The organism is Pseudomonas helleri, from assembly GCF_045830615.1.
Classification (GTDB): Bacteria; Pseudomonadota; Gammaproteobacteria; order Pseudomonadales; family Pseudomonadaceae; genus Aquipseudomonas; species Aquipseudomonas helleri.
The window spans coordinates 4,979,116-5,001,905 of the sequence record NZ_CP174501.1 but is presented as its reverse complement, the minus strand read 5'-3'; the positions used below and the strand labels follow the sequence as shown (position 1 = coordinate 5,001,905).

Below are 22,790 nucleotides of genomic sequence, written 5' to 3'. Positions count from 1 at the left end.
GGCCTTACACTTGCCAATTCCGACCGCCGCCGTCGGAATTGGTCATTTTTTGTGCTATATTCCGCGCCCGCGAATTTCTCAGTAAATGTCGCGCCCTTTTTTTGCACTCAACACCGGTCATCGACATGCAAGCAGCGAAGCCAATTTTTGACTATCCGAAGTACTGGGCCGAATGTTTCGGGCCAGCGCCATTCCTGCCCATGAGCAGGGAGGAGATGGATCAGCTTGGCTGGGATTCATGCGACATCATCATCGTGACCGGTGATGCGTATGTCGATCACCCGTCGTTTGGCATGGCCATCATCGGCCGCTTGCTGGAGTCCCAGGGTTTTCGTGTGGGCATCATTGCCCAGCCGAACTGGCAGTCCAAAGACGATTTCATGAAGCTGGGCGAGCCGAACCTGTTCTTCGGCGTCGCGGCCGGCAACATGGACTCGATGATCAACCGCTACACCGCTGACAAAAAAGTCCGCTCCGATGACGCCTACACCCCCGGAGGCATGGCTGGCAAACGTCCGGACCGCGCGAGCCTGGTGTACAGCCAGCGCTGTAAAGAAGCCTACAAAAATGTCCCGATTGTGCTCGGTGGCATCGAGGCCTCCCTGCGCCGCATTGCCCATTACGACTACTGGCAAGACCGCGTACGCAACTCGATCCTGATCGACGCCTGCGCCGACATCCTGCTGTACGGCAACGCCGAGCGGGCCATTGTCGAAGTCGCCCAGCGCCTGTCCTATGGCCACAAGATCGAAGACATCACCGATGTGCGCGGTACTGCATTCATTCGCCGTGACACGCCTAAAGACTGGTACGAAGTGGACTCCACGCGTATCGACCGTCCGGGCAAGATCGACAAGATCATCAACCCGTACGTGAACACCCAGGACACTCAGGCCTGCGCCATCGAGCAAGAAAAAGGCCCGGTTGAAGACCCGAACGAAGCCAAGGTCGTGCAGATCCTGGCCAGCCCGCGCATGACCCGTGACAAGACGGTGATTCGCTTGCCGTCTGTTGAAAAGGTCCGTGCTGACGCGGTGCTGTACGCTCACGCCAACCGCGTGCTTCACCTCGAAACCAACCCGGGCAACGCCCGTGCGCTGGTGCAGAAGCATGGCGAAGTGGACGTGTGGTTCAACCCGCCTCCGATTCCGATGACCACCGAAGAGATGGACTACGTGTTCGGCATGCCTTACGCACGTATTCCGCACCCGGCCTACGGCAAGGAAAAAATCCCGGCCTACGATATGATCCGTTTCTCGGTGAACATCATGCGTGGCTGCTTTGGTGGCTGCACCTTCTGCTCGATTACCGAGCACGAAGGCCGGATCATTCAGAACCGTTCCGAAGAGTCGATCATTCGCGAAATCGAAGAGATCCGCGACAAGGTGCCGGGTTTCACCGGCGTCATTTCCGACCTCGGCGGCCCGACCGCGAACATGTACCGCATCGCCTGCAAGAGCCCGGAAATCGAATCCGCGTGCCGCAAGCCGTCATGCGTGTTCCCGGGCATCTGCCCGAACCTGAACACCGACCACTCGTCGCTGATCCAGCTGTATCGCAGCGCCCGTGCCCTGCCGGGTGTGAAGAAGATCCTGATTGCTTCCGGCCTGCGTTATGACCTTGCGGTCGAGTCGCCGGAATACGTTAAAGAGCTGGTGACCCACCACGTGGGCGGTTACCTGAAGATCGCCCCGGAACACACCGAGGAAGGTCCGCTCAACCAGATGATGAAGCCGGGCATTGGCACCTATGACCGCTTCAAGCGCATGTTCGAGAAGTACACCAAGGAAGCAGGCAAAGAGCAGTACCTGATCCCGTACTTCATTGCGGCGCACCCTGGCACCACCGACGAAGACATGATGAACCTGGCGCTGTGGCTCAAGGGCAACGGTTTCCGGGCGGACCAAGTGCAGGCGTTCTATCCGTCGCCCATGGCCACGGCCACGGCGATGTACCACTCGGGCAAGAACCCGCTGCGCAAGGTCACTTACAAGAGTGACGGCGTGACCATCGTCAAGAGCGAGGAGCAGCGTCGTCTGCACAAGGCGTTCTTGCGTTATCACGACCCTAAAGGCTGGCCGATGCTGCGTGAAGCGCTGACCCGCATGGGCCGTGCTGACTTGATCGGCTCGGGCAAGGATCAACTGATCCCGCTGCATCAGCCAGCGACCGACAGCTACCAGAGCGCGCGCCGTAAAAACTCGACGCCGGCTGGCAGTCACAAGGTTGCCGGTGGCAAGACCACCAAGATCTTGACGCAACACACCGGCTTGCCGCCGCGTGCCAGCGATGGTGGCAACCCGTGGGACAAGCGTGAAGAGGCCAAGGCTGCGGCGTTTGCCCGTAATAAACAAGCGGCCAAAGAGCGTCAGGAAGCCGCCAAGGGCGGTAAAGGCAAGAAGCCTGTGCGCAAGCCCGTAGTCCCGCGCTAAAAGCCTGTGTAGGAGCGAGCTTGTCTCGCGATCTTTTGATCTTTAAAAGATCGCGAGGCAAGCTCGCTCCTACAGATAAGTGCACGGCCTACACCAACGCCAGCCTTCGGGCTGGCGTAGTGCATTCTGGGGTGTGGGGTTATGCGTGGGGGGCTGGGGTTTGTGTGGCGTCTGCGTCTTCTTGCGCGACGTCGTGTTCTGCATCAACGTCTTCATCGTTCTCTACAGGAGTGCCTTCTGCTGCGGCTTTTTTGCGCGCGAGCTTTTCCTCTTTCTTCTGCTCTTTAGCCAAGTCTCGTTGACGTTTGGCGAAGTTATAGTTGGGTTTGGCCATGAGCGATCCTCTTGGGGTCGAAGGTGAGGTTTAGCGGCGCGTATTCTGCCCTGTATTAGTGCCTTGCCGTTAGCTGGGTTTTTGCCATCAGGCTGTTTGCGCGCAAAACACGACTCTACACCCAGATGCCGATTAAACCCCGAAAAAGCCCAAAATGGCTTAAGGATGCTGGTCTTACGTTCGTTTGCCTGATAGAAGGTCATGACAAAAAACGTCAGGACGTGACGTGGGTCATTGGAACAACGCCCGTTTTCGTGCATTCTGTATACAAATAATGGATTTTTTGTACCCTACCTTGGAGAAAAACCATGTTTGCAAAAGTTGTTGCGGTATCTCTTTTGACCTTGGCCAGCGGCCAATTGTTAGCAGCTGAGTGCAAGGTCACCGTTGATTCGACCGACCAAATGTCGTTCAACACCAAAGCTATCGAGATCGACAAGTCCTGCAAAACCTTCACCGTAGAGCTGACACACTCCGGTAGCTTGCCAAAAGCAGTCATGGGCCATAACTGGGTACTGAGTAAAGAAGCCGATATGCAGCCTATCTCCACTGATGGCCTGAGCGCGGGTATCGACAAAGACTATCTGAAGGATGGCGATACGCGCATCATCGCGCACACCAAGGTGATTGGCGCTGGCGAAACCGACTCCGTGACCTTTGATGTCTCCAAGCTCAAAGCGGACGAGAAGTACGGGTTCTTCTGCTCGTTCCCGGGCCATATCTCGATGATGAAAGGCACCGTCACGCTGAAATAAGCGCAGGTCCCTCAAACAGCCCTGACGTGCGTTGCGCCGTCGGGGCTGTTTGCATTCAGGCTCAGGCTTTTGAGTCGGTCATCTTGAAAATGCCCTGGGCGTTGCTGCTGTCGAAGTTCAGGTCGATGCGGCCGTTGTCCGGGTCGACCTTGCGCTGAATAAACTCGACAAACGAGCCCGGCACTTGATGCTCGCGGCACTGGCCTTGGGCGTCGATCAGCTCGCGGGTGACGGTGCAGGCGCGGTAGGCCGTCTGCATGACCCGCCCCGAAGCTGACACCTCAATGCTGTCTTTCATTGGCCGCTGCAACTCGAGCTGCTGGGCGACGCAGGCGTTCAGGTCCTGCACGCGGTCGGTCAAGTGGTTGAAGCTGTTGCCCTCGGTGGCGATCCAGGCCATTTCTGCGCTTTCGTTGAGCAAGCACTGGTAGTCCGCTGCGTGGACCACGCCGTGTTGGCGGCCAAAGGCGCGGTGCAAGGCGGGCAACAGCGTGCGGGCCTCGCTCAGGCTGCAATGGCGGGTCAGGCTCAGGCGGTTGAGCAGGCTCAGGTGTTCAGGCTGCAGCGGGTCGAGGCTTGAGCCGACCACACGGCTGACGGCGTGCTGAAAGGCCTCGCTGAAGCGTCCGGGGTGCAGCTCCGAGACAAAAAACTGGGCAATGTCTTCAGGCAGGTCCATTTGGCGATAGCCCCAGCCGGTCATGTTCAGTTTGGTCAGCGGGTAGGTGCGCACATCGGTAAAGCCCAGCGGCTCCAGCAAACGTGCAAACGCCTGACGGCCGCGTGGCAACTGACCGTTAATGGGCCAGTCCACCGTGCGAATGGCGCCGTGATCAAACACCACCTTGCGCCCTTGCCGGGCTTGTTCTTCGACATACCGTCGGCCATCTGGCACGGCGTTGACCAAGGTGTGGAACAAACACAGGTTCAGCGCTTGCGCGAGCCATACGCGGTGCAGCGACTGTTCGCTCCAGTTAAAGCGCTGCAAGGCAGGGGGCACCTCGACATGCTCGCGCAACCAGTGAGCGGTTGGCTGATCGAGTGCCGATTCAACCAAAGAGAACAAACCATCGAAAGAAGACATGGGGCAGGGCTCTGACGACCAAATAGAGGTCTATCAAAGCCGCTAAGCCCCGTGCGGACAAGCGAAAAAAAATGCGGGGTTCATTCCGTTTTTTCTGGCTGTGACGCAGACAGGTCAACGCGGCCTTTTGATGATAAAACCTGCCCGTCAAAATCTTCATCTAGCCGTTATAACGTAACGAGTAAGATGACGCGACCGGAGTATTCGAGTGCGTGGAAGGTGTATGGACAGACGTAGCGTGGTGAAATTTCTCTTGGCCGGGTTGGCATTGCCGACGCCACTTATAGCGTATGCCTCACAAGCAGTGCGGCGTGTGAGTGTCAGTCGGGTGCAAGGTTCGACCACGCTGCTGTTTGACCTCAGCGGGCCGGTTATCGCCCACAGCTTTACCCTTGAGTCGCCGCCCCGCGTGGTGATTGATCTCAAACGCGCGGTGTTGGCAGCACCCTTGGAAGGGCTGGTGCTGAACGGCACGCCCGTCACCGCCATCCGCAGCGGCAAAACCCCGGCGGGTGATCTGCGCATCGTGCTGGACCTGGCAGATGCCGGTGTGCGCGCTGCGCTTCGGCCCTTGTCGGCCAATGGCCACCGCCTGGAGCTACAACTGACGGGCCAGCCGGCGAAAGCGGTTGCCTCGTCAGTCGTCACGCCCAGCGCCCCCGAGCGCCCGGTAGCCAAGCGCAACCGGGACCTGCTGGTGGTCATTGATGCTGGCCACGGTGGCAAAGACCCCGGCGCGGTGGGTTCCAAGGGTGAGAAAGAGAAGATCGTTGCGCTGCAAATCGCCAAGCTGCTGGCCAAGCGTATCGACGCGCAAAAAGGCTACAAGGCCAAGCTAGTGCGTACCGATGACATCTTCATTCCGCTGCGCAAACGCGCCGAAGTGGCGCAAAAGCTCGATGCCGATCTGTTTATCTCTGTGCATGCCGATGCGGCGCCGAGGTTGACGGCGTCGGGCGCGTCGGTCTTTGCGCTCTCGCAAAACGGGGCGACGTCTTCGATGGCGCGCTGGATGGCGGATCGTGAAAACGACGCCGATTCGGTAGGCGGCGGCTTAAACGTCAAGCTGCACAAGGACGACCCGATGGTGGCGGGCGTGCTGCTGGACATGTCGATGAACGCGACCATCTCCACCAGCCTGGACCTGGGGCATCAGGTGCTGTCGCAACTGGGCGGCGTTGCGCGGCTGCATCAATCCAGGGTTGAGCAGGCCGGGTTTGCCGTGCTCAAGTCGGCGGCGGTGCCGTCGATTCTGGTAGAGACCGGGTTCATTTCCAACGCCAACGATTGCCAGCGGCTGCATGACACCCGCCACCAACGCAAAATCGCCGAGGCGATCTTTGCCGGGGTAGACCAGTACTTCCGTCAGCGCCCGCCCGCTGACAGCCTGATCGCGGCCAAGGTCAGAAACGAGTCAGCCTGAGCCCGTAACGGGTCACGCTTCGATAGAGGAGTGATGGCCCGTAATCAGCCACACGTCATTGATGCGCTCGAAGGTGAACAGAAACCGCGCCGGTACCAGGCGCTGTTCGTTGTTTGCCCGGTAGGCAAAGGTGTAGAGGCCGCCCACGACCACGGTGCCGAGTTTGCGGCTGACGCGCTTTTTGAACACCTGGATGTCACACACCAGCCCCTCATTGGCCAAAAAGTTCTCGAAATAGTTACGGCGGCTGTCGTCGCAATCACGCACCTGATTGGACAAAGTTGGCACCAGGATGGCGTCGGGGGCATACAGCGCGAGGATTTGTTCGACGTCACGGGTGGCTATGGTTGCAGCCCAGCGAAAGAGGGCGGCTTTGGCACCTACGAGGCATGCCAGTTCGGTATCGGCAAACGGTTCGTTGGCTGGCGGTGAGGAAGGGGCTTGGCTCATCAAGGCTGACCTATGGGGTTCTAAAGTGCGGAAACGCCCCCATGCTACAGCATTGCTGTTACTTTATAACGTGCAAGTTACAAGTTGTTTCTGAGACGCGCAGGTGGCGATGAATGCATCGCCGCCTGCGCAGACAGGCCTCACGGCGCGAACGGCATCTCGCGCTTGTGGTGGGTCTTCTCATAGGTGCTGCAGATGATGTTGAACGCCTCTTCGCGCACCGGCTCGCCGTGCAGGAACGCGTCAATCTCGGCATAGGTCACGCCATGGGAGACCTCGTCGGGTTTGCCCGGCGCGAGGTCTTCCAGGTCAGCGGTAGGGACTTTCTCGACCAAAAACTCCGGTGCACCCAAATGCCGGGCAATGGCCCGTACCTGATTCTTCACCAGCCCGCTGAGCGGGGCCAGGTCGCACGAGCCATCGCCAAACTTGGTGAAAAAGCCCATCACGGCTTCGGCGGCGTGGTCGGTGCCGATCACCAGCCCGCCGGTGGCACCGGCGATGGTGTATTGCGCCACCATGCGCATCCGCGCCTTGGTGTTGCCCAGCACAAAGTCCACGGTTTCTGGCTTCTTGCCTTCAAACGCGCTGACCTCAGCGGCCAGGGCTTTGACCGCCGGGCCGATGTTCACGGTCTGGCGCTCATCGGGCTTGATAAAGTCGACCGCCGCGGTGGCGTCGGCTTCGTCTTGCTGCACGCCGTAGGGCAGGCGCACGGCAATAAAGCGGTATGCCTTGTCGCCGGTCTGCTCGCGCAACTGCTGCACGGCCTTCTGAGCCAGCAGGCCTGCGGTCAACGAGTCGACGCCGCCGCTGATGCCCAGCACCAGGGTCTTGAGCCTGGCGTTGTGCAGGCAGCACTGAATAAAGGTGATGCGCCGTGCAATCTCGGACTCAAGCGCGGCAGTGTCTTTAAACGGCGGTTGGACATTGAGATCTTCAGCAATCTGACGCTGTACGGCCTGCATGATTCACTCCTTGGAGGATTGTTCAGGAACATTGAAAACGTGGCGCAAGTAGGCGGCGAAGTTTGGATCAGAGCAATGGGTCTTGCCCGGCTCATCCGAAATCTTGGCGACGGGTGAGCCATTACAGGCAGTCATTTTAAGCACGATGCTCATCGGCTCAACACCCGGAATGTCGCAGGTCAGGTTAGTCCCGATACCGAAGCTGACGTTGATACGGCCACGCAACGCCCGGAAAATCTCCAGTGCGCGGGGTAACGTCAGGCTGTCGGAAAACACCAGGGTCTTGCTCATCGGGTCGATGCCCAACTGATGGTAATGCGCGATGCATTTTTCGGCCCACACCACCGGGTCACCCGAGTCGTGGCGCAAACCGTCGAACAGTTTGGCGAAGTACAAATCAAAGTCGGCCAAAAAGGCGTCAGTGGTGATGCAGTCGGTCAGTGCGATGCCCAGCAGGCCCCGGTACTCACGCACCCAGCAATCGAGCGCGGCGCTTTGGCTGTCGATCAGGCGCGGGCCCAGTTGTTGGTGCGCCATGATCCATTCGTGGGCCATGGTGCCCAGCGGCTTCATGTCCAGCTCGCGGGACAGGTTGACGTTGCTGGTGCCGACAAAGCGCCCGGGGAAGTCATGCTTGAGCACCGTGACGACTTCTTCCTGCACCCGGTAAGAAAACCGGCGACGCGTGCCGAAATCGGCGACTTGCAACTCAGCCAGTTCGTCGGCATTGGCGTTGGCTTGCAGCCAGTCAAACTTGCGATACAACTGCTCGCGAGCCTCTCGCAGCAGCGTGCCGGCATAGCGTGAGCGGTTGCGCACTTCACTGACAATCGCCAGCAGCGGCACTTCAAACAGAATCACATGCAGCCACGGGCCGCGCAGGCGGATAAACAGCTCGCCGTTTTCAATGCCGGTGTGCACGTAGCGCAGGTTGAAGCGGAACAGGCCCAGAAAACGGATGAAGTCGGGCTTCATAAACGTGATGCGTTCCAGAAAGCCGAGCTGGTCCGGGGTCATGCTCAGTTCGGCGAGGCGTTCGATCTGGTGGCGAATCTCGCTCAAGTACGGGCGCAGGTCCTCGCTGTTACGGCAGCGGAACTCCCATTCGACTTCAACGTTGGGGTAGTTGTGCAGCACCGCCTGCATCATGGTCAATTTGTAGAAATCGGTGTCGAGCAAGTTCTGCACGATGCGGTCGGCAAACACACTCTCGCTCATAGCGGCAATCTCCATGCTGCCCGTGCCTGATAGCCACGGCGTTCAGCTTTTTCAATGAATGGCGATAGTGGCGCATATTCGCAGACCGTATTGCCAGCGGTTTTTTCTCTCATCTGTAGGAGCGAGCTTGTCTCGCGATCTTTTGATCGTTTAAAAGATCGCGAGGCAAGCTCGCTCCTACAGGTCATCCAGATGTTCCATCATCCAGTTCACAAACGCCTTGACCTTCGGCACGCCCGCCGAATGTTCGGGGTAGGCTAGGTAATACGCATCGCGGCTCGGCATCGGGTGCTGCCAGGCAATGACCAGCTTGCCTTCGCTCAGTTCTTCTTCCACCAGAAACCTCGGCAGCAGGGCCACGCCGCAGCCCACCTGCGCCGCGCGAATGCACATATAAAACGTGTCGAAACGTGGCCCGTGATAGCTGTGATCGGTGTGATAACCCTGGCTTTCAAACCATTCGTGCCAAGCCTGCGGGCGTGAGGCGTTTTGCAGCAGCACCAGGTCGGTGAGTTGCGTAGGGTCGTCGAAGGGGCGCTCGGGCAAGCTCGACGGCGCGCACACGGCTACCAGTTCTTCACCGAACAACCTCACGGACTCGGTACCGGGCCGCGATCCCTGGCCAAAATAGAACGCCAGATCACTGCGCCCTTGCAGCAAGTCATCGGCAGGCTGTTCGTTGCACACGTCCAGATGAATATGCGGGTGGCGCAGCCGCCAGCCCTTGAGACGCGGCATCAGCCAGCGGGCGCCAAAGGTCGACGGCGTCGACACGCGCAGCACCTCGGTTTCGCCACCATACGAGCGCAGGGTGTGGGTCGACATCTCGACTTGGGTCAGGATTTTTCGGACTTCTACCAGGTACAAGTCGCCAGCGGGCGTCAGTTGCAGGCGGCGCCGCACCCGCCGGAACAACAAGTGCTGAAGCAGCTCTTCCAGCTGTGCGACCTGCTTGCTGACCGCACTTTGGGTCAGGTTCAGCTCTTCGGCGGCGCGGGTAAAGCTCAGGTGCCGGGTCACCGCCTCAAAACACTGCAACGCCGTGATCGATGGCAGATAACGCTTGTTCAGCATAAAGACCCCCCAGTGCTGGTTGTTCGCCGACTTTACCCGTGCAGCATGAATTTTCGGAATGATATCTCGCTTAAAGGTCGTTTGTTACCGCCGGATGAGCCAGCTACAACTAAAGGCCTAAGAACCTGATTATTGAATCTAAGGAGTGCCCCATGGTTGCTGCATTACTGGATCGTCTTGGCGTGAACCCGGCGCTGTATCAACGCGGCAAACAGCCGGTGTACACGCCGATTGATGGCAGCCAGATTGGCACCGTGCAGTGGGAAGGGGCGGCCGAGGTTGAACAGCACGTGACCCGCGCTGAATATGCGTTCGAGGCCTGGCGCAAGGTCCCGGCGCCGCGCCGGGGTGAGCTGGTGCGCCAGTTCGGTGACTTGTTGCGTGAATACAAGACGGACCTGGGCGAACTGGTGTCGTGGGAAGCGGGCAAGATCACCCAGGAAGGCCTGGGCGAAGTGCAGGAGATGATCGACATCTGCGACTTCGCCGTCGGCCTGTCGCGTCAGCTCTACGGCCTGACCATCGCCTCGGAACGTCCGGGCCACCACATGCGCGAAACCTGGCACCCGCTGGGCGTGGTCGGGGTGATCAGTGCCTTTAACTTCCCGGTAGCCGTGTGGGCGTGGAACACCACGCTGGCGCTGGTGTGCGGCAACGCGGTGATCTGGAAGCCGTCCGAGAAAACCCCGCTGACTGCGCTGGCCTGCCAGGCGCTATTCGATCGCGTGCTCAGCAACTTCAGCGATGCGCCCCAGTACCTGAGCCAAGTGGTCATCGGTGGTCGCGACGCCGGTGAGGCCTTGGTCGATGACCCGCGTGTCGCGCTGATCAGCGCCACCGGCAGCACCCGCATGGGCCGCGAAGTGGCGCCTAAAATCGCCGCGCGTTTTGCCCGCAGCATTCTCGAGCTGGGCGGCAACAACGCGATGATCCTCGGCCCCAGCGCCGATCTGGACATGGCCGTGCGCGCCATCCTGTTTAGCGCCGTCGGCACCGCCGGGCAGCGTTGCACCAGCCTGCGCCGGTTGATCGCACACGAATCGGTCAAAGCAGACATCGTCACCCGGCTCAAAGCGGCGTATTCCAAAGTGCGTATCGGCCACCCGCTGGAGGGCAACCTGGTCGGCCCGCTGATCGACCAACACAGCTTTGAAAACATGCAAAACGCCCTGGAACAAGCCCTGAGCGAAGGCGGGCGGGTGTTTGGCGGCGAGCGCCAACTGGCCAGCCAATACCCGGATGCGTACTACGTGGCCCCGGCCATTGTTGAGATGCCGGAACAAAGCGAAGTGGTGTGCAGCGAAACCTTTGCACCGATCCTGTACGTGATCGGCTACAGCGACTTTGCCGAGGCCCTGCGCCTGAACAACGCCGTGCCGCAAGGCTTGTCATCGTGCGTGTTCACCACCGACGTGCGCGAGGCCGAGCAATTTATGTCGGCCACCGGCAGCGACTGCGGCATCGCCAACGTCAACATTGGCCCGAGCGGTGCAGAGATCGGCGGAGCCTTTGGTGGCGAAAAAGAAACCGGCGGCGGCCGAGAATCCGGCTCCGACGCCTGGCGCGGCTACATGCGCCGCCAGACCAACACCGTGAACTACTCGCTGGAACTGCCGTTGGCGCAGGGTATTACGTTCGATTGAAGCTTGCCCTCACCCCAACCCTCTCCCGGAGGGAGAGGGGGCTAATTGTCGGTGTTTATCAAACCGCGTGCGGTCAGTCCCCTCTCCCTCCGGGAGAGGGCTAGGGTGAGGGTTTTGGTCCTGGTTAGGTTTCATTGCTGGAGCCCCCCATGCCACTACAAGAACAATGCTTATGGGAAACCCTGACGCCTCAACGTCCGCAAGCGCCCGCGTTTAAGGGCGAATTGAATGTCGATGTGTGCGTCATTGGCGCCGGGATCACCGGTTTGTCCGCCGCCATCCATTTGCTCGAACAAGGTAAAAGCGTGTGCGTGCTCGAGGCCCACCGCACCGGGCACGGCGGGTCCGGGCGCAACGTCGGGCTGGTCAACGCGGGGATGTGGATCCCGCCGGACGACATCGAGGCCGGTTTCGGTGAGGCCGTCGGCAGCCAGCTCAATCGCATGCTCGGCGCCGCACCGTCGCTGGTGTTCAGCCTTGTCGACAAATACCGCATCGACTGCCAGTTACGCCGCGAAGGCACGTTGCACATGGCCCACAACGCCCGCGGCGAAGCCGACTTGCGCAGCCGCGAGCAACAATGGAAACGCCGTGGCGCGCCGGTCGAGCTGCTCACCGGCTCTGCCTGTGCAGCCGCCACCGGCACCCAAAAAATTGCCGCCGCCTTGCTCGACCGACGCGCCGGTACGCTCAACCCCATGGCGTACACCTCGGGGCTGGCGAAAGCCGCCAGTGATCTGGGCGGGCGCCTGTTTGATCATTCGCCCGTTACCGGGCTGGAGCGCCAGGGTGCGCGCTGGTCGGTGCAAACGGCACGCGGGGCGGTCAGCGCTGAACAGGTGGTGCTGGCCTCCAACGCCTACACCGAAGGCGAATGGACTGATCTGCGGCGTAACTTTTTTCCCGGTTATTACTACCAGGTGGCTTCTAAACCCCTGACCGATGACAGTGCCAAAAGCATCTTGCCCGGCGGCCAAGGCTCGTGGGACACGCGCCAGGTGCTCAGTAGCATTCGCCGAGACGCCGAAGGCCGTTTATTGCTCGGCAGCCTGGGCAACGGCAATCAAAAGCCCGCCTGGTTTTTGAAGGCCTGGGCTGACCGCGTGCAACAGCACTACTTCCCGTCGTTGAAAGGCGTGGAGTGGGAGTGCACCTGGACCGGCTGCATCGCCTTCACCCCTGATCACTTGATGCGTTTATTCGAGCCCGCACCCGGTTTAGTGGCGGTCACAGGCTATAACGGTCGCGGCGTGACCACCGGCACCGTGGTGGGTAAAGCGTTCGCAGACTACCTGTGTCACGGCGATGCCAACGCGCTGCCGATTCCTTTTTCGGCCATGCAATCAGTGCCACATGCGGGCTTGCGCAGCTGTTTGTATGAGGCGGGATTTTCGCTTTATCACGCTGGCCAATGCCTGAGAATTGTTATCTAAGCGTGATATTTAATCGCCAGCACGACGTTTGCGCGAACAGCGACTAGCCTCAGGTGGTGCGCCATGTAGCAGTGATGCACCGCGAGTGTGCAGATCGGTGACGCGATGGGTTACAAGGAGAATGCCAAGGCTGGCGCAACCCGGTTGCAACGTGTGTTGATCCTGGTGGCGCTTTAAACACATAAACGGTTTTACCTTCCTCGGTTTAGACGGTTGCACGCCCAATGAAAAAGGGCCCGAAACAGTCGACATAACAATAAAACAACGGCTTTTCCCAGAATAAAAAACCAATGGCACGCGCCTTGCTCAGCGCTTTATGTGAAGTCGCAGTGCCAACTAAAAAAACTCAGGAGCACCACCTCATGTCGCAGACGTTCTACAAGAAAGGTTTTCTGGCTCTCGCGGTAGCGGCCGCGTTGGGCGTTTCTTCGTTTGTTCAGGCCGATGTGAAAATCGGTGTAGCGGGGCCGATGACCGGCGCCAACGCGGCATTTGGCGAGCAATACATGACCGGGGCGAAGGCGGCGGCTGAGGTTATAAACGCCAAGGGCGGGATCAACGGCGAGAAAATCGTCCTGGTGGCCGGTGACGATGCTTGCGAGCCTAAACAGGCCGTGGCGGTGGCCAACCGCTTGGTCGATCAGGACAAGGTCGCCGGGGTGATCGGCCATTTCTGCTCCTCCAACACCATTCCGGCGTCTGAGGTGTACGCCGACGCGGGCGTGATCATGATCACGCCGGGTTCTACCAACCCGCAGGTGACTGAGCGTGGCCTGGACGCGGTGTTCCGCATGTGCGGGCGTGATGACCAGCAAGGCATTGTGGCCGGGGACTACATTGTCGATGTGCTCAAGGGCAAGAAAGTCGCGGTCATCAACGACAAGGACACCTACGGCAAAGGCCTGGCTGACGCCACCAGCGCGCAGTTGACCAAGCGCGGCGTCAAGCCGGTGCTCGAAGAAGGCCTGACCCGTGGCGAGAAAGACTTCAGCGCCCTGGTCACCAAAATCCGCGCGTCCGGCGCCGACGTCGTGTATTTCGGCGGTCTGCACCCGGAAGCTGGCCCGCTGGTGCGTCAACTGCGTGAGGCGGGCCTCAAGGACGTGAAGTTCATGTCTGACGATGGCGTGGTCACCGACGAACTGGTGTCCACCGCAGGCGGCAAACAGTACGTTGACGGCGTGTACATGACCTTCGGCGCTGACCCGCGCCTGCTGCCGGACAGCAAGGCCGTGGTCGAAGAGTTCCGTAAAGCCGGCAAAGAGCCAGAAGGCTACACCCTGTACGCCTACGCTTCCCTCCAGGCCCTGGCGGATGCCTTCAATGGCGCCAAGTCCAACAAAGGTGAAGACGCCGCCAAGTGGCTTAAGGCCAACCCTGTTGCCACCGTCATGGGCAAGAAAGAGTGGGATGCCAAAGGCGACCTCAAAGTCTCTGACTACGTGGTTTACCAGTGGGACAAAGACGGCAAGTACCACCAGCTGGAACAGCAGAAGTGAGATGAATCACGCCAGCTGACCCTTTGACTCCGTAGACACTGGCGCTGGCTGCGATCTTTTGAATGATCGCAGCCAATGCCAGCCCCTACAGGCTCGAAACAGCAGGCAATGGCATCACCTGTCTTCTTTTCCAGGAGCGGCGTACAGCGAGCCTGCCGGGGTGTTGTTTGACGGCGCGGCAGCGCGTGCGCAATCGCTCAACTGCGTGAGATTGCGTTATGGACGGTATTTTCCTGCAGCAACTGCTGAACGGCCTGACCCTCGGGTCTGTCTACGGCCTGATCGCCATCGGCTACACAATGGTCTACGGCATCATCGGCATGATCAACTTCGCCCACGGCGAGGTGTACATGATTTCCGCTTACCTCGCGGCAATCAGTCTGGCTCTGCTGGCGTACTTCGGTATCGAATCCTTCCCATTACTGATGTTGGGCACCCTGATCTTCACCGTGGTGGTCACCGGCGTGTATGGCTGGGTGATCGAACGCGTGGCCTACAAACCGCTGCGCAACTCGACCCGGCTGGCGCCGCTGATCAGCGCCATCGGCATTTCGCTGATCCTGCAAAACTATGTGCAAATCGCCCAAGGCTCGCGCCAACAGGGCGTACCGACACTGCTGAGCGGCGCCTGGCGCGTCGATATCGGCACCGGCTTTGTGCAACTCACCTACACCAAAGTCTTCATCCTGATCGCCGCGTTTGTCGGCATGGGTTTGCTGACCTACATCATCAAGTACACCAAGCTGGGCCGCATGTGCCGGGCCACGCAACAAGACCGCAAAATGGCCTCGATTCTGGGGATCAACACCGACCGGGTCATTTCCTACGTGTTCGTCATCGGCGCCGCCATGGCCGCGCTGGCCGGTGTACTGATCACCATGAACTACGGCACGTTCGACTTTTATGCCGGCTTCATCATTGGCATCAAAGCGTTTACCGCTGCGGTACTCGGCGGGATCGGATCACTGCCCGGCGCCATGCTCGGGGGGATCATCCTGGGGGTATCCGAGTCACTTTTTGCCGGGTTGATTAACTCGGACTACAAGGACGTGTTCAGCTTCTCACTGCTGGTGGTGATTCTGATTTTCCGTCCCCAAGGCCTGCTGGGTCGTCCTCTCGTGGCGAAGGTGTAAGTATGTCTGCAGCCATTAATAAACCGATTGATATCAAAAAGAGCGTCGTCGATTCGATCCTCGCGGGGTTGATCTCACTGATTGTGTTTGGGCCGATCGTGGGGGTCGTGCTCGACGGCTACAGCTTTAACCTGCAACCGGCGCGCGTTGGCTGGCTGGTGGCAATTGTGATGGTCGGGCGCTTTGCCCTGAGCCTGTTCCTGCAAACCTCCCGTGGCCTGAAGATTCTTCACGGGTTTGAATCCACTGGTTCAGGCGTTCACGTGTTGCCGCCAGACTACAAATCGCGGCTGCGCTGGATCATCCCGCTGCTCATCGTGATTGCCATCGTGTTCCCGTTCTTCGCCAATAAATACATTTTGACTGTGGTAATTCTGGGGCTGATCTACGTGTTGCTCGGCCTTGGGCTGAACATCGTGGTGGGCCTGGCGGGGTTGCTCGACCTCGGTTACGTGGCGTTCTACGCCATTGGTGCCTACGGCCTGGCGCTGGGTTATCAGTACCTGGGGCTGGGTTTTTGGTCGGTGCTGCCGCTGGCGGCGATTGCGGCGGCGCTGGCGGGGTGCATTCTCGGGTTTCCGGTGCTGCGCATGCACGGCGACTACCTGGCCATCGTGACCCTGGGCTTTGGTGAAATCATTCGCCTGGTGCTCAACAACTGGCTGTCGTTTACCGGCGGGCCCAACGGCATGCCGGTGCCATCGCCGACCTTTATGGGCCTGGAATTTGGTCGGGTGGCCAAAGAGGGCGGGATACCGTTTCACCAGTTCTTCGGGCTGGACTACAACCCCAACGTCAAATTCCTGTTTATCTACATCGTGCTGTTTTTGGTGGTGCTGCTGGTGCTCTACATCAAGCACCGCCTGACCCGCATGCCGATTGGCCGGGCGTGGGAAGCACTGCGCGAAGACGAAATCGCCTGCCGCGCCATGGGCCTGAACCACGTGCTGGTCAAGCTCTCTGCGTTCACCCTGGGGGCATCGACCGCAGGCTTGGCCGGGGTGTTTTTCGCCAGTTACCAAGGCTTCGTCAACCCGTCCTCATTCACCTTTTTCGAGTCGGCGCTGATCCTCGCGATTGTGGTGCTCGGCGGTATGGGCTCGACGGTGGGCGTGGTGATTGCCGCGTTCGTCCTGACCGTGGCCCCGGAACTGCTACGCAGCTTTGCCGAATACCGCGTGTTGCTGTTCGGCGTGTTGATGGTGCTGATGATGATCTGGCGCCCGCGTGGCCTGATCCGTATCAGCCGTGTCGGGGTAACACCGCGTAAAGGAGTGGCGCCATGAGCAAGCCTTTGATGGACAAAGACGTGGTGCTCTCGGTCGACAAACTGATGATGCACTTTGGTGGTATCAAAGCCTTGAGTGACGTCAGCCTCAAGGTCAAACGTAACTCGATCTTTGCCTTGATCGGCCCGAACGGCGCGGGCAAAACCACGGTATTCAACTGCCTGACCGGGTTTTACAAAGCCACCGGCGGCAAGATCGAAATCACCGCCCGTGGCGCCCACACCAACGTGATCAAGCTGTTGGGCGAGCCGTTCAAGCTCAGCGACTTTGTTTCACCCAAGACCTTTGCCAGCCGCCTGTTCTACAAAATGTTCGGCGGCACCCATTTGGTTAACCGCGCAGGGCTGGCCCGTACCTTCCAGAACATTCGCCTGTTCAAGGAAATGTCCGTGCTGGAAAACCTGCTGGTGGCGCAGCACATGTGGGTCAACCGCAACCTGCTGGCGGGCATCCTCAACACCAAGGGTTATCGTAAATCTGAAAGCGATGCCCTCGACCATGCGTTTTACTGGCTGGAAGTGGTTGATCTGGTCGACTGCGCCAACCGGCTGGCCGGTGAACTGTCGTACGGCCAGCAGCGGCGCCTGGAAATCGCCCGGGCCATGTGCACGCGGCCGCAAATCATTTGCCTCGACGAGCCTGCTGCCGGGCTCAATCCCCAGGAAACCGAAGCCTTGAGCGCGATGATTCGCCTGCTGCGCGATGAACACGACCTGACGGTGGTCCTGATTGAGCACGACATGGGCATGGTCATGAGCATTTCCGATCACATCGTGGTGCTCGATCACGGCAACGTGATCGCCGAGGGCGGGCCGGAAGCGATCCGCAACGACCCCAAAGTGATTGCAGCCTATCTGGGTGCTGACGAAGAGGAGCTGATATGACGAGCACGATCCTCGAACTCAAGGAACTGGATGTGCATTACGGGCCGATTCAGGCCCTGAAAAAAGTCTCGCTGCACATTGAAGAGGGCGAAACCGTAAGCCTGATCGGCTCCAACGGCGCGGGCAAGTCGACGCTGCTGATGTCGATCTTTGGTCAACCCCGCGCCAGCGGCGGGCAGATTCTGTACCGGGGCGTGGACATCACCCAGAAGTCCTCGCACTACATCGCCTCCAACGGCATTGCTCAATCGCCGGAAGGGCGTCGCGTGTTTCCGGACATGACCGTGGAAGAAAACCTGCTGATGGGCACCATCCCCATTGGTGACAAGCACGCCAGCGAAGACATGCAGCGAATGTTCGAGCTGTTCCCGCGGCTCAAGGAGCGGCGCACCCAGCGGGCCATGACCATGTCGGGCGGCGAGCAGCAAATGCTCGCCATCGCCCGGGCGTTGATGAGCCGGCCCAAGTTGCTGTTGCTGGATGAACCGAGCCTGGGGCTGGCGCCGATTGTGGTGAAACAGATCTTTGCCACCCTGCGTGAACTGGCCAAGACCGGCATGACCATCTTTCTGGTGGAGCAAAACGCCAACCACGCCCTGCGTTTATCCGACCGCGCCTACGTGATGGTCAACGGCGAAATTCGCCTGACCGGCACCGGCAAAGACCTGCTGAGCAACGAAGAAGTGCGCAACGCCTACTTGGGCGGGCATTAAGCAACCCTACCTCACTGTAGGAGCGAGCTTGTCTCGCGATCTTTTGATCTTTTAAAAGATCGCGAGACAAGCTCGCTCCTACAGGGTTGCTGCAAATTGTGGAAAACAATATTGCAACCCTACTAAAGCGCGACATATAGACGCGATAAATCCCTGTTTTGTCATCATTTTGACTTGTCCCCGTTTGCTGTGGAGGCGGCTGTGGGTAACGTGGGAGTAGTTGGCTGAAGCCCACGTTATACAAGGCTTTCAGCGCTGTGGTTGTTTTTTGATCAGCGGTTTTTGCTGGATGTGCTGCGTGATTTGTCAACAGGTTTATTGGCATATGCGGTGTTTTAAAATGCTGTCACCAACCTGTGGATAAGTCTGTGATTAAACTCTGGAAAGAACGCGGCAGACGGCGTAATGACTGGCTTGTGGCTATCGTTGTGCTGTAACGGTTCTGCACTCTTTTGGGGCGTTTGCATGCCGGGTGTGTGCAGGTCAAGTTAAAAACACTTCAAGCTGCGCTACAGGCCTTGTGCACAAAGGCTTTTGCGCCATTCGAGTTGCCCCCAAAGACTGTGGGCGGGCCTGTGGATAAGATGAGTGTAAACAGCTCCAGCCCATACAGACCGTGGCCTGCAAAGGTTTGGTTGTTTTTTGTACAAATTCTCGGTCTTGCTGCTGACTCTTGAGCCGGGCATTCTGCTGTGGATCTTATTTCAACGGCGGCCCAAGCCCGCCAGCCAAGGAGAACACGATGACTTCCACGTTGTTTATTACCGGCGCTACCTCCGGATTTGGTGAGGCGTGTGCGCGCAAATTTGCCCAGGCCGGCTGGAAGCTGGTCCTGACTGGCCGCCGCGAAGAGCGTCTAAACGCGTTGTGCGAAGAACTGTCCCAGCACACCGAAGTGCATGGCCTGGTGGTGGACGTGCGTGATCGTGCCGCCATGGAGCACGCCATTGCCAACCTGCCGCCTTCGTTCAGCAAGCTGCGCGGACTTATCAACAACGCCGGTCTGGCCCTGGGCACAGACCCGGCGCCCAAGTGCGACCTCGACGATTGGGAAACCATGGTCGACACCAACATCAAGGGCCTGATCTACACCACCCGCCTGCTGCTGCCGCGCCTGATCGCCTACGGCCGGGGTGCCGGTATCGTCAACCTGGGTTCCGTGGCGGGCAGCTACCCGTACCCGGGCAGCCACGTTTACGGCGGCACCAAAGCGTTCGTGAAACAGTTCTCGCTGAACCTGCGCTGCGATTTGCAGGGCACCGGCGTTCGCGTCAGCAACGTTGAGCCAGGTCTGTGTGAAAGCGAGTTCTCGCTGGTGCGTTTTGCCGGTGACCAGGCGCGTTACGACGCCACCTACCAAGGGGCCGAACCGATCCAGCCGCAAGACATTGCCGAGACGATTTTCTGGGTTCTCAACACCCCGGCGCACATCAATATCAACCGTCTGGAACTGATGCCGGTCACCCAGTCGTGGAGCGGTTTTGCCATCGAGCGCCGCGCCAAGGAGTAAACTGGCGCCTGCCAGCCTACCCGCGACCTCCCAAAGAGGTCGCATTCAACGGGCTGAAAGGAGTTTGTGTGAGTAACCGTGGTGAGCAGCAACTGCTCAAACAATCAACCGTACTAATGTTCGCGGTGGCCATTGCTGGCATCGTGACCGGCTTCGTTTCGGGGTCGCAATCCATCTTGTTCGATGGCTTTTTCTCGCTGATTGCGACCTTCATCAAAGTGCTGATGCTGATAACCGCACAGCTGATCGCCAAAGAAAGTAACCAGCGTTTCCAGTTCGGCTTCTGGCACCTTGAACCCATGGTGTTGCTGATCGAAGGCAGCTTTTTGCTGTTGATCGCGATCTACGCCTTTCTCAACGGCGTGTTCGGCATCATCAATGGCGGGCGCGATATCGAGCTGGGGCTGGTGATCGTCTACGCGGCGGTATTTACTGTCGTCGAATTCGGCTACTACTTCTGGATCCGCCACAAAAACCGCACCCTCAAATCAACCTTGATCCAGTTCGACAACATCAGTTGGCTGGTCGACGCCATGTTGTCGGCGGGGCTGTTGATAAGTTTCGTCACCGCTTTGGTGCTCAAGCAGCAAGGTTATGCACAGTGGGCGGCGTACGTAGACCCGGCGATCTTGATCTTGCTGGCGCTCAGCATGCTTGCACCGGCGTTCAAAATCCTCCGGCCTGCCTTGCGCGACGTACTGGGCATCGCCCCGGACGCGCTGGATGACAAAGTACGTGATGTGCTTGAAGCCGTCTCGGCGCGGCATGGTTTTGAAGGCTACAAAACCTATGTGCAAAAGCACGGGCGGGCGCGTTTTATCGAGATCCACATTGTGTTGCCGGCGGGTTATCCACTGGCCGGTGTGCAGACCCTGGATGCGCTGCGTGAAGAAATCTCGGGGATGCTGGGCACGGCTGACAGTGCACGCTGGCTGACCATCAGCTTTACCGGGGATCGCAAGTGGATTGCGTAACCTGAATCTTCTATAGGCGCGAGCTTCTCTCGCGATCTTTTAAGCAATCAAAAGATCGCGAGACAAGCTCGCTCCTACAGAGGTTTTTAGCGTTCGAAATACTGCGCCAACCCGCTGTAGCAGGTGGCCAGGTGATACGGCGTGGTCGACGGCATGTCTTCGCGGCTGACGTTGCCTTGGCCGTCGCGGCACTCGTACCAGCCGCCTGTGTATAAAAAGCGCTGCTGCAATGCCAGCAATTGGCGCTGCACACGCTCGGCGCCCTCTGGGCGCAAGGTCAGGGCGCGCAAGTACTCGGCCTGAGCCCAGATACGCTGGGTGCCATCACGCAGGGTTCCGTCCGGTGCCAGCATGCCGCACACCGCGCCGGTCTGCGGGTCTACGCCGACCTGCTCGGCAAAGCCAAACGCACGGTCCAGCGAGCCATGCAGGGCGGTGCCGCGCAGCAGCGGCGACGAGGCCAGCAAGAACAGCCATTCAAACTGATGCCCTGGCTCAAACCAGTTATCCACAGCACCGCGTGGCTTCTCCAGCATCACGTTATGCACAGGCTCGATAAAGTGCTGTTGCATGGCGTCGGTCAGTGCCAGCAGGGCGCTCTGTACCGTAGGGTCTTCACGCACCGACAGCGTCGCCAAAAAGGCTTCGGCCAGGTGCATCAACGGGTTCTGCAACGGCCCGCTGCCCAGTGACGACCAGTCCTGATCAAGGCTGGCTTCGTACAAACCGTTGCCCGTGCTGAATTGCTCCAGTACCACTCGCAAGGCGGCATTGAGCACCGACTCCACCAGCGGCTCGCGCACTTTGGCCCAGTAATGGGCGCAGGCGAAGATGATGAAGGCGTGGGTATACAGGTCTTTGCGTTGATCCAGTGGTGCGCCGTGGGGGTCGATGCTGTAGAACCAGCCGCCGTGTTCGGCATCGTGAAAGTGGCTCTGCAACGAACGGAACAGCGCCGCCGCGCGCTCGGCGGCGGCCGGGAACGCCGGGTCGTCGATCAGGCTGGCAAACACATACAACTGGCGTGCACAGGCCATGGCGCGATAGCGCTGGGGCGGCAGCGGTTGATGGGCGGGGCTGAGGGCCTCGTAAGGCAGTGCCAGTTCGGCGTTCCAGCCGGGGCCTTGCCACAGCGGCACGATGACCTGACGGAAATGTGCTTGCACGGCCGCAAAGGTTGCGGTCAGTTCTGGCGAAAAGGCGGAGTTGGCTACATCAGGCATCGGCGGACGTCGTCACGGCTGGGGCGTTTGCGCGACATGATACACCGTGAGCCTGAACTCTGTAGGAGCGAGCTTGCCTCGCGATCTTTTCTACGATCAAAAGATCGCGAGGCAAGCTCGCTCCTACACAGGGTTTAAGACACCAGCAGGCCCTGTTTCTCGATAAACGCCACGATGGTGTCCAGGCCGTGCCCGGTCTTCTGGTTGCTGAACACAAACGGCTTGCCGTTGCGCATGCGCGTGGTGTCGCTGTTCATCAGTTCCAGCGACGCACCCACCAACGGCGCGAGGTCGATTTTGTTGATCACCAGCAAGTCAGACTTGCAGATCCCCGGCCCGCCCTTGCGCGGTAACTTGTCCCCGGCCGACACGTCGATCACGTAGATGGTCAGGTCCGACAGCTCCGGGCTGAAGGTGGCCGACAAGTTATCCCCACCCGATTCCACCAGAATCAGATCCAGCCCCGGAAAACGCCGGTTCAACTGGTCCACCGCTTCGAGGTTGATCGAGGCGTCTTCGCGGATGGCCGTGTGCGGGCAACCGCCGGTTTCGACACCAATGATGCGCTCAGGCGCCAACGCCTCGTTGCGCACCAGAAAATCGGCGTCTTCGCGGGTGTAAATGTCGTTGGTGACCACTGCCAGGTTGTATTTGTCGCGCAGCGCCAGGCACAGGGCCAGGGTTAGCGCCGTTTTGCCGGAGCCCACCGGGCCACCGATGCCGACACGCAAAGGGTGTGTGTTCATTACAT

At 59.4% G+C, this 22,790-nt stretch carries 20 protein-coding genes; 12 read left to right on the top strand and 8 right to left on the bottom strand.

Annotation, left to right across the window (positions count from 1 at the left end; all coding sequences use genetic code 11):
• The first annotated feature begins 125 nt into the window (after positions 1-125).
• On the top strand, positions 126-2,432 hold the full coding sequence (locus ACJJU9_RS22510) for a YgiQ family radical SAM protein (RefSeq protein ID WP_123751166.1): 2,307 nt from the start codon (positions 126-128) through the stop codon (positions 2,430-2,432).
• A 139-nt stretch (positions 2,433-2,571) separates the two neighbouring features.
• On the opposite strand, the gene ACJJU9_RS22505 is transcribed toward ACJJU9_RS22510, so the two are convergent.
• Positions 2,572-2,766: a hypothetical protein gene (locus tag ACJJU9_RS22505; protein ID WP_407729568.1), complete on the bottom strand. Its 195-nt coding sequence runs from the start codon at positions 2,764-2,766 to the stop codon at positions 2,572-2,574.
• A 308-nt stretch (positions 2,767-3,074) separates the two neighbouring features.
• Between ACJJU9_RS22505 and azu the strand changes: the two genes are divergently transcribed.
• Positions 3,075-3,521, top strand: a complete 447-nt coding sequence (gene azu, locus ACJJU9_RS22500; protein WP_048366579.1) for an azurin — start codon at positions 3,075-3,077, stop codon at positions 3,519-3,521.
• A 61-nt stretch (positions 3,522-3,582) separates the two neighbouring features.
• On the opposite strand, the gene ACJJU9_RS22495 is transcribed toward azu, so the two are convergent.
• A complete protein-coding gene (locus tag ACJJU9_RS22495; RefSeq protein ID WP_407729567.1) occupies positions 3,583-4,605 on the bottom strand; it encodes a DUF1338 domain-containing protein in 1,023 nt (340 codons plus the stop codon).
• Positions 4,606-4,828: 223 nt separating this feature from the next.
• On the opposite strand from ACJJU9_RS22495, the gene ACJJU9_RS22490 reads away from it, so the two are divergent.
• Complete coding sequence (locus tag ACJJU9_RS22490; protein WP_407729566.1) at positions 4,829-6,028, top strand: N-acetylmuramoyl-L-alanine amidase; 1,200 nt, start codon at positions 4,829-4,831, stop codon at positions 6,026-6,028.
• A 12-nt stretch (positions 6,029-6,040) separates the two neighbouring features.
• Here the strand turns inward: ACJJU9_RS22490 and ACJJU9_RS22485 are convergent, their stop codons facing one another.
• The 4 genes from ACJJU9_RS22485 to ACJJU9_RS22470 all read right to left on the bottom strand — a co-directional run bounded on the left by ACJJU9_RS22485 (position 6,041) and on the right by ACJJU9_RS22470 (position 9,738).
• Positions 6,041-6,478, bottom strand: a complete 438-nt coding sequence (locus tag ACJJU9_RS22485; RefSeq protein ID WP_048366576.1) for a DUF4440 domain-containing protein — start codon at positions 6,476-6,478, stop codon at positions 6,041-6,043.
• Positions 6,479-6,618: 140 nt separating this feature from the next.
• Positions 6,619-7,446: an ammonia-dependent NAD(+) synthetase gene (nadE, locus tag ACJJU9_RS22480; protein ID WP_048385297.1), complete on the bottom strand. Its 828-nt coding sequence runs from the start codon at positions 7,444-7,446 to the stop codon at positions 6,619-6,621.
• A gap of 3 nt (positions 7,447-7,449) precedes the next feature.
• Positions 7,450-8,664, bottom strand: a complete 1,215-nt coding sequence (pncB, locus tag ACJJU9_RS22475) for a nicotinate phosphoribosyltransferase (RefSeq protein ID WP_153331859.1) — start codon at positions 8,662-8,664, stop codon at positions 7,450-7,452.
• A 177-nt stretch (positions 8,665-8,841) separates the two neighbouring features.
• Positions 8,842-9,738 carry a LysR family transcriptional regulator gene (locus tag ACJJU9_RS22470; RefSeq protein WP_123751172.1) on the bottom strand — a complete coding sequence of 299 codons (897 nt, stop codon included), beginning with the start codon at positions 9,736-9,738 and terminating at the stop codon, positions 8,842-8,844.
• Between the two features lie 152 nt (positions 9,739-9,890).
• Between ACJJU9_RS22470 and ACJJU9_RS22465 the strand changes: the two genes are divergently transcribed.
• From ACJJU9_RS22465 to ACJJU9_RS22425, 9 genes are all read left to right on the top strand, one after another.
• Positions 9,891-11,381, top strand: coding sequence for an aldehyde dehydrogenase family protein (locus ACJJU9_RS22465; RefSeq protein ID WP_407729565.1), 1,491 nt, complete (start codon positions 9,891-9,893; stop codon positions 11,379-11,381).
• A gap of 149 nt (positions 11,382-11,530) precedes the next feature.
• Positions 11,531-12,814 carry an NAD(P)/FAD-dependent oxidoreductase gene (locus tag ACJJU9_RS22460; RefSeq protein ID WP_407729564.1) on the top strand — a complete coding sequence of 428 codons (1,284 nt, stop codon included), beginning with the start codon at positions 11,531-11,533 and terminating at the stop codon, positions 12,812-12,814.
• Between the two features lie 362 nt (positions 12,815-13,176).
• Positions 13,177-14,313 carry a branched-chain amino acid ABC transporter substrate-binding protein gene (locus tag ACJJU9_RS22455; protein WP_048366570.1) on the top strand — a complete coding sequence of 379 codons (1,137 nt, stop codon included), beginning with the start codon at positions 13,177-13,179 and terminating at the stop codon, positions 14,311-14,313.
• A 218-nt stretch (positions 14,314-14,531) separates the two neighbouring features.
• Entirely contained in the window at positions 14,532-15,446 is a 915-nt protein-coding gene (locus ACJJU9_RS22450) for an ABC transporter permease subunit (protein WP_048366569.1), read from the top strand.
• A 2-nt stretch (positions 15,447-15,448) separates the two neighbouring features.
• The gene (gene livM / locus ACJJU9_RS22445; RefSeq protein WP_048366568.1) at positions 15,449-16,732 is read left to right on the top strand and encodes a high-affinity branched-chain amino acid ABC transporter permease LivM; all 1,284 of its coding nucleotides are present in this window, start codon (positions 15,449-15,451) and stop codon (positions 16,730-16,732) included.
• Positions 16,733-16,743: 11 nt separating this feature from the next.
• Entirely contained in the window at positions 16,744-17,619 is an 876-nt protein-coding gene (locus ACJJU9_RS22440) for an ATP-binding cassette domain-containing protein (RefSeq protein WP_048385402.1), read from the top strand.
• Complete coding sequence (locus tag ACJJU9_RS22435) at positions 17,616-18,332, top strand: ABC transporter ATP-binding protein (RefSeq protein WP_048366567.1); 717 nt, start codon at positions 17,616-17,618, stop codon at positions 18,330-18,332. The genes ACJJU9_RS22440 and ACJJU9_RS22435 overlap by 4 nt, the downstream gene beginning before the upstream one ends.
• Positions 18,333-19,074: 742 nt before the next feature.
• Positions 19,075-19,842: an SDR family oxidoreductase gene (locus tag ACJJU9_RS22430; protein ID WP_153331846.1), complete on the top strand. Its 768-nt coding sequence runs from the start codon at positions 19,075-19,077 to the stop codon at positions 19,840-19,842.
• Between the two features lie 68 nt (positions 19,843-19,910).
• Positions 19,911-20,816 carry a cation diffusion facilitator family transporter gene (locus ACJJU9_RS22425; RefSeq protein ID WP_048366565.1) on the top strand — a complete coding sequence of 302 codons (906 nt, stop codon included), beginning with the start codon at positions 19,911-19,913 and terminating at the stop codon, positions 20,814-20,816.
• Between the two features lie 86 nt (positions 20,817-20,902).
• Here the strand turns inward: ACJJU9_RS22425 and ACJJU9_RS22420 are convergent, their stop codons facing one another.
• Both ACJJU9_RS22420 and ureG read right to left on the bottom strand, forming a co-directional pair.
• Positions 20,903-22,039: an AGE family epimerase/isomerase gene (locus ACJJU9_RS22420; RefSeq protein WP_407729563.1), complete on the bottom strand. Its 1,137-nt coding sequence runs from the start codon at positions 22,037-22,039 to the stop codon at positions 20,903-20,905.
• Positions 22,040-22,173: 134 nt separating this feature from the next.
• Entirely contained in the window at positions 22,174-22,785 is a 612-nt protein-coding gene (gene ureG, locus ACJJU9_RS22415) for an urease accessory protein UreG (protein WP_153328463.1), read from the bottom strand.
• Positions 22,786-22,790: the final 5 nt, after the last annotated feature.

Bases quoted from the DNA above. Each gene is read 5' to 3' on its own strand.
- ACJJU9_RS22510 (WP_123751166.1), top strand. From the start codon at position 126: ATGCAAGCAGCGAAGCCAATTTTTGACTATCCGAAGTACTGGGCCGAA.
- ACJJU9_RS22505 (WP_407729568.1), bottom strand. From the start codon at position 2,766: ATGGCCAAACCCAACTATAACTTCGCCAAACGTCAACGAGACTTGGCT.
- azu (WP_048366579.1), top strand. From the start codon at position 3,075: ATGTTTGCAAAAGTTGTTGCGGTATCTCTTTTGACCTTGGCCAGCGGC.
- ACJJU9_RS22495 (WP_407729567.1), bottom strand. From the start codon at position 4,605: ATGTCTTCTTTCGATGGTTTGTTCTCTTTGGTTGAATCGGCACTCGAT.
- ACJJU9_RS22490 (WP_407729566.1), top strand. From the start codon at position 4,829: ATGGACAGACGTAGCGTGGTGAAATTTCTCTTGGCCGGGTTGGCATTG.
- ACJJU9_RS22485 (WP_048366576.1), bottom strand. From the start codon at position 6,478: ATGAGCCAAGCCCCTTCCTCACCGCCAGCCAACGAACCGTTTGCCGAT.
- nadE (WP_048385297.1), bottom strand. From the start codon at position 7,446: ATGCAGGCCGTACAGCGTCAGATTGCTGAAGATCTCAATGTCCAACCG.
- pncB (WP_153331859.1), bottom strand. From the start codon at position 8,664: ATGAGCGAGAGTGTGTTTGCCGACCGCATCGTGCAGAACTTGCTCGAC.
- ACJJU9_RS22470 (WP_123751172.1), bottom strand. From the start codon at position 9,738: ATGCTGAACAAGCGTTATCTGCCATCGATCACGGCGTTGCAGTGTTTT.
- ACJJU9_RS22465 (WP_407729565.1), top strand. From the start codon at position 9,891: ATGGTTGCTGCATTACTGGATCGTCTTGGCGTGAACCCGGCGCTGTAT.
- ACJJU9_RS22460 (WP_407729564.1), top strand. From the start codon at position 11,531: ATGCCACTACAAGAACAATGCTTATGGGAAACCCTGACGCCTCAACGT.
- ACJJU9_RS22455 (WP_048366570.1), top strand. From the start codon at position 13,177: ATGTCGCAGACGTTCTACAAGAAAGGTTTTCTGGCTCTCGCGGTAGCG.
- ACJJU9_RS22450 (WP_048366569.1), top strand. From the start codon at position 14,532: ATGGACGGTATTTTCCTGCAGCAACTGCTGAACGGCCTGACCCTCGGG.
- livM (WP_048366568.1), top strand. From the start codon at position 15,449: ATGTCTGCAGCCATTAATAAACCGATTGATATCAAAAAGAGCGTCGTC.
- ACJJU9_RS22440 (WP_048385402.1), top strand. From the start codon at position 16,744: ATGGACAAAGACGTGGTGCTCTCGGTCGACAAACTGATGATGCACTTT.
- ACJJU9_RS22435 (WP_048366567.1), top strand. From the start codon at position 17,616: ATGACGAGCACGATCCTCGAACTCAAGGAACTGGATGTGCATTACGGG.
- ACJJU9_RS22430 (WP_153331846.1), top strand. From the start codon at position 19,075: ATGACTTCCACGTTGTTTATTACCGGCGCTACCTCCGGATTTGGTGAG.
- ACJJU9_RS22420 (WP_407729563.1), bottom strand. From the start codon at position 22,039: ATGCCTGATGTAGCCAACTCCGCCTTTTCGCCAGAACTGACCGCAACC.
- ureG (WP_153328463.1), bottom strand. From the start codon at position 22,785: ATGAACACACACCCTTTGCGTGTCGGCATCGGTGGCCCGGTGGGCTCC.